This window comes from Micrococcus sp. LASM2_SD2 (assembly GCF_057364565.1).
Genome location: NZ_JBNFOB010000171.1, coordinates 1 through 5,361 on the forward strand (window position 1 = coordinate 1; position 5,361 = coordinate 5,361).

The 5,361-nt window shown below is 72.7% G+C and carries 4 protein-coding genes and 1 pseudogene; 3 read left to right on the top strand and 2 right to left on the bottom strand.

Going from position 1 to position 5,361, the window contains the following annotated elements:
* Window positions 1-755 (top strand): dihydrolipoamide acetyltransferase family protein (locus AC2W7A_RS09095; protein WP_485991083.1); only part of this gene is annotated, 755 nt, incomplete at its 5' end.
* Window positions 756-858: 103 nt separating this feature from the next.
* Here AC2W7A_RS09095 and AC2W7A_RS09100 read toward each other — a convergent pair.
* Window positions 859-1,332 carry a GNAT family N-acetyltransferase gene (locus AC2W7A_RS09100; RefSeq protein WP_485991084.1) on the bottom strand — a complete coding sequence of 158 codons (474 nt, stop codon included), beginning with the start codon at window positions 1,330-1,332 and terminating at the stop codon, window positions 859-861.
* 152 nt (window positions 1,333-1,484) lie between these two features.
* Window positions 1,485-2,108, bottom strand: a complete 624-nt coding sequence (locus tag AC2W7A_RS09105; protein WP_485991085.1) for a TetR/AcrR family transcriptional regulator — start codon at window positions 2,106-2,108, stop codon at window positions 1,485-1,487.
* Between the two features lie 112 nt (window positions 2,109-2,220).
* Between AC2W7A_RS09105 and AC2W7A_RS09110 the strand changes: the two genes are divergently transcribed.
* The gene (locus AC2W7A_RS09110; protein WP_485991086.1) at window positions 2,221-3,831 is read left to right on the top strand and encodes a carboxyl transferase domain-containing protein; all 1,611 of its coding nucleotides are present in this window, start codon (window positions 2,221-2,223) and stop codon (window positions 3,829-3,831) included.
* 5 nt (window positions 3,832-3,836) lie between these two features.
* Window positions 3,837-5,361 (top strand): annotated as a pseudogene (locus AC2W7A_RS09115) (acetyl-CoA carboxylase biotin carboxylase subunit); the annotation flags it as partial.

Below are 5,361 nucleotides of genomic sequence, written 5' to 3' on the forward strand. Positions count from 1 at the left end.
CCGGCGCTTCAGGTGCCGCCGCGGCCGGCGCCCTGCGCACCCTGGGCGGGCGCGAGCGCGAGGTGTCCGTCCCGGTCAAGGGCGTCCGCAAGGCCACTGCCGCGGCGATGGTGGACTCCGCGTTCACCGCCCCGCACGTGACCGAGTTCCTGCAGGTGGACGTCACCGAGACCATGGAGCTGCTCGCCGAGCTCAAGGCGTCCCGCGAGTTCCGCGACGTGAAGCTCACCCCCATGACCCTGGCCGCCCGGGCCTGCGTGCTCTGCATGGAGCGCACCCCGGACGTCAACTCCCGCTGGGACGAGGCCGCCGGCGCGATCGTGCAGCAGAACTTCGTCAACCTGGGCTTCGCCGCGGCCACGCCGCGGGGCCTGATGGTCCCCAACGTCAAGGACGCCCAGGCCATGGACCTGCGTCAGCTGGCTGACGCCATCCGCGAGCTGACCGGCAAGGCCCGCGAGGGCAAGCTCGCCCCGGCAGAGCTGACCGGCGGCACCTTCACCCTGACCAACGTGGGTGTGTTCGGCGTGGACGCCGGCACCCCGATCATCAACCCGGGCGAGGGCGCCATCCTGGCCGTCGGCCAGGTCCGGAAGATGCCGTGGGAGCACAAGGGCGAGATCGCCCTGCGGGACGTGATGACGCTGTCCCTGTCCTTCGACCACCGCTTCGTGGACGGCGAGCAGGGTTCCCGCTTCCTCGCCGACGTCGGCGCCATGCTGCGCCGCCCGGGCATGACCCTCGCGATGGTCTGATCCGCGCCCGAGGTGTGCATCCCGCGCCGGGGTCCTTCCGCGTCCACGCCCGGTCAGGACTGGCGGCCGGACGGGCGATCGTCCGGAGGCCGGAGAGGCCGGCTCAGTCGCCCGAGAGCTCGAGGATCTCCTCGGTCACCACCTCGGCCCGGGCGTTGGAGAACACCTTCTCCTCGCCGACGACCTCGAATCCGCGGCGCTTCAGGACCTTCTGGGAGCCCACGTTGTCCGTCGGCACGTGGGCGCGCACGGGGCGCTCGGAGAACTCGGCGAAGAACTCGTCCACGGCGGCGGTGGTCAGCCCCTGGCCCCAGTACTCGCGCGCGGTCCAGAAGGACAGCTCGGGCACGCCGCCCTCCCGGGAGCAGACGAGGGCACCGGCGGCGCGGCCCTGCTCGTCCTGGATGGTCCTCACCAGGGTCCGCTCGTCGCCCAGCAGCTGGGCCCAGTGGTAGTCGAAGACACCCCGGTCCTTCGGATTCCGCGGGGCGAACGCGGACATCACGTTGGCCTCGTCGTCCTGCTGGTGGGCGAAGAACTCGTCCAGATCCTCGGGGCGGACATCTCTGAGCGACACGGCGGTGGACCTCTCTGTCACGGTGCGGTCTGCTGCCGCCGACGTCCGGTGTCTCGGACGCGAGGCGGCGGGTGCCGATCACGCTACCACCGCAGGCCGACGGTGCCCGGTGCGGGCCGTCGTCGGGACGGGGGATCCGGCGGGCGTGGGGATCAGGCGGGGCGAGCGCGCAGCGCGCCCCAGGCCATGGCGATCAGCGCCGGGCGGCGGGCACGGCGGTCCGCGGGGGAACGGCGCACCGAACGCGGCGTGGAGTTGAGCAGACCGAAGGCGGCCTGGGCGCGGAACACGGCCGCGGCCCCGTCCTCCTCCGGATGGAGGTGGCCGATGTGCTCGGCCCACAGGTCGATGTAGGCGCGCTGCACGCGGACCAGGTCCCGGCGCTCGTCCTCCGGCACGGCGCCGAGGTCCCGGTCCTGGACGCGGATGACGTCCCGGTGACGCAGCGCGAAGTCCGTGTGGAAGCCGATCAGCGCCTCGAGGGCCTCCTCGCCGGGAGGGCGGCCGGCCACCGCGGCGCGGCCGCCGTCCAGCAGCCCGTGAGAGGCGTTCTCCAGGATCTGCGTCAGCACGGCGGCTTTGCCGCGGAAGTGCCGGTAGATGCCCGGCCCGGAGATGCCGCAGGCCGCGCCGATGTCCTCGAGCCGGACGGACTCGAAGCCGCGCTCGGCGAAGAGCTCAGCGGCGGCGTCGAGCAGATCCTGGCGGCGCTGGGCCTTGGCCGCCTCGCGGGCGGTGACGGGCTCGGCGGCGCTGAGGGCGTGGGGCGTGGGCATGCGGACCATCGTAGCGGCGCGGCCGCGCTGTGATGTGGACGACAGTGACCGCGGCCAGTAGACTCGGCCCCGGTTTCCAGTTAGTCACAATTCACTGAGTTGGAGGTCGGGCATGTCCGTCCTGTCCACCCGCGCCGTCCCCGAGTCCGCGGAGTTCGCGGACAACGCGGCGGGCCACGCCGAGCTCGAGGCGAGCCTGCGCGAGATCGTCGCGCGCACCGCCCTCGGCGGCCCCGGGAAGTCCCGTCAGCGCCACGTCTCCCGCGGCAAGCTGCTGCCCCGCGAGCGCGTGGACCTGCTGCTGGACGAGGGCTCGCCGTTCCTGGAGGTCGGTGCGCTGGCGGCGCACGGCATGTACGACGGCGACTCCCCGGGCGCCGGCATGATCGCCGGCATCGGCCTGGTGCACGGCCGGACCGTGATGGTCGTGGCCAACGACGCCACCGTCAAGGGCGGCACCTACTACCCGATGACCGTGAAGAAGCACCTGCGCGCGCAGGAGATCGCCCTGGAGAACGGTCTTCCCTGCGTGTACCTCGTGGACTCCGGCGGCGCCTTCCTGCCCCGCCAGGACGAGGTCTTCCCGGATCGGGAGCACTTCGGCCGCATCTTCCGCAACCAGGCGCTGCTGTCCTCGAAGGGCATCCCGCAGATCGCCGCGGTGTGCGGCTCCTCCACCGCCGGCGGCGCCTACGTGCCGGCCATGTGCGACGAGACCGTGATCGTCCGCGACCAGGGCACCATCTTCCTCGGCGGCCCGCCCCTGGTGAAGGCCGCGATCGGCGAGGACGTCACCGCCGAGGAGCTCGGCGGCGGCCGGCTGCACGCCGAGGTCTCCGGCGTGGCCGACCACCTCGCGGACGACGACACCCACGCCATGCAGATCCTCCGGGACATCGTGGCCACCCTGCCCCGTCCGAACGAGCCGGCCTGGACCGTGGTGGACCCGGTCGAGCCCGCCGTGGACCCGGAGCAGCTCACCGGCGTGGTCCCCGTGGACGTCAACGCCGCCTACGACGTGCACGAGGTCATCGCCCGCCTCGTGGACGGCTCCGAGTTCCACGAGTTCAAGGCCGGCTACGGCACCACCCTCGTCACCGGCTTCGCCCGGATCGACGGGCATCCGGTGGGCATCGTGGCCAACAACGGCATCCTCTTCGGTGAGTCCGCCCGCAAGGGCGCCCACTTCGTGGAGCTCTGCGACCAGCGCGGCGTGCCGCTGCTGTTCCTGCAGAACATCTCCGGCTTCATGGTCGGCCGGGACGCCGAGGCCGGCGGCATCGCTCGCGACGGCGCCAAGATGGTCACCGCCGTCTCCACCTGCCGCGTGCCCAAGCTGACCGTGGTGATCGGCGGCTCCTTCGGCGCCGGCAACTACGCCATGTGCGGCCGCGCCTACTCGCCGCGCTTCCTGTGGATGTGGCCGAACGCCCGCATCTCCGTGATGGGCGGCACCCAGGCCGCCTCCGTGCTCACCCAGATCAAGCAGGACGCGCGTGAGAAGTCAGGCGAGGAGCTCATGAGCACCGAGGAGACCGAGGCCTTCGCCGCCCCCATCCGCGCCCAGTACGAGGACCAGGGCAACCCGCTGTACTCCACCGCACGCCTGTGGGACGACGGCATCATCACGCCGGGCCAGACCCGCCGCGTGCTGGCCATGGCCCTCGACGTCGTCTCCCGCAACCCGCTGCCGGACACCCAGTTCGGCCTGTTCAGGATGTGATCCCCGTGTCCTCGAAGCCCTTCGACACCGTCCTGGTGGCCAACCGCGGCGAGATCGCGGTCCGCGTCATCACCACCCTGCAGCGCCTGGGCATCCGTGCCGTGGCCGTCTACTCGGACGCGGACGCGGACGCCGCGCACGTGCGCCTGGCGGACGAGGCCGTGCGCCTCGGCCCCGCCCCGGCCCGCGAGTCCTACCTGGACATCGACGCCGTGGTGGCCGCCTGCCGGGCCACCGGCGCCCAGGCCGTGCACCCCGGCTACGGGTTCCTCTCCGAGAACGCGGACTTCGCCCGTGCGCTCGACGCCGCCGGCATCGTGTTCATCGGTCCGCCGGTGGCCTCCCTGGACGCCATGGCGGACAAGATCCGCGCCAAGGAGACCGTGTCCGCGTACGGCGTTCCGGTGGTCCCGGGCATCGCCGACCCCACCCTCACGGACGAGCAGATCGTCGCGCGCGCGGACGAGGTCGGCTTCCCGCTGCTGATCAAGCCCTCTGCCGGCGGCGGCGGCAAGGGCATGTTCGCCGTCCACTCGAAGGACGAGCTGCCCGGCGCCCTCGCCTCGGCCCGCCGCACCGCGTCCAACGCGTTCGGCGACGACACCCTCCTGCTCGAGCGCCTCATCACCTCCCCGCGCCACATCGAGGTGCAGGTCTTCGCCGACTCCCACGGCACCACCGTGCACCTGGCCGAGCGCGAGTGCTCCCTGCAGCGCCGCCACCAGAAGGTGATCGAGGAGGCCCCGGCCCCGCTGCTCACCGCCCACGCGGACGGCGAGGCCCTGCGTGCCCGCCTCGGCGAGGCCGCCGTGCAGGCCGCCGCGTCCGTCGGCTACGTGGTGCCGGCACCGTGGAGTTCCTGGTCTCGGACGACCGCCCGGACGAGTTCTTCTTCATGGAGATGAACACCCGCCTCCAGGTGGAGCACCCGGTCTCCGAGGAGGTCGTGCGGGTCCGCGGCGAGCGGCAGGACTTCGTGGAGCTGCAGGTCCGCGTGGCCGCCGGCGAGCCCCTCGGCTTCGCCCAGGAGGACGTGACCCTGGACGGCGCCGCCGTGGAGGCCCGCGTCTACGCCGAGGACCCGGCGCACGGCTTCCTGCCCTCCACCGGCCAGGTGCTCACCTTCGTGGCCCCGCAGGGCGAGGGCGTCCGCGTGGACTCCCTCATGCACGTGGAGGACCCGGACTCCCAGCCCGAGGTCACCGGCTTCTACGACCCGATGATCGCGAAGGTCATCACCCGCGGCACCGACCGCGCGGAGGCCATGCGACGCCTGGACGAGGCGCTGAAGGACACCGTCCTGACCGGCGTCACCTCCAACCTCGCCTGGCTGCGCCACCTGATGGCGCTGCCCGAGGTGCGCGAGGGCCGGCTGACCACCACGATGATCGACTCCATGGACGAGTGGTCCGCGCCGGAGCTGGACGAGGACACCCTCGCCGCCGCGGCCGGCGCGCTCGCCGAGGTGGACACGGACACGGCCGCCGAGGGGCGAGGCGAAGGAGACCTTCGCCCGTCCGCGCGGCGGCC

What these genes read in the sequence shown, in the direction of transcription:
- AC2W7A_RS09105 (WP_485991085.1), bottom strand. Translation starts at nt 2,108, where the DNA reads ATGCCCACGCCCCACGCCCTCAGCGCCGCCGAGCCCGTCACCGCCCGC.
- AC2W7A_RS09110 (WP_485991086.1), top strand. Translation starts at nt 2,221, where the DNA reads ATGTCCGTCCTGTCCACCCGCGCCGTCCCCGAGTCCGCGGAGTTCGCG.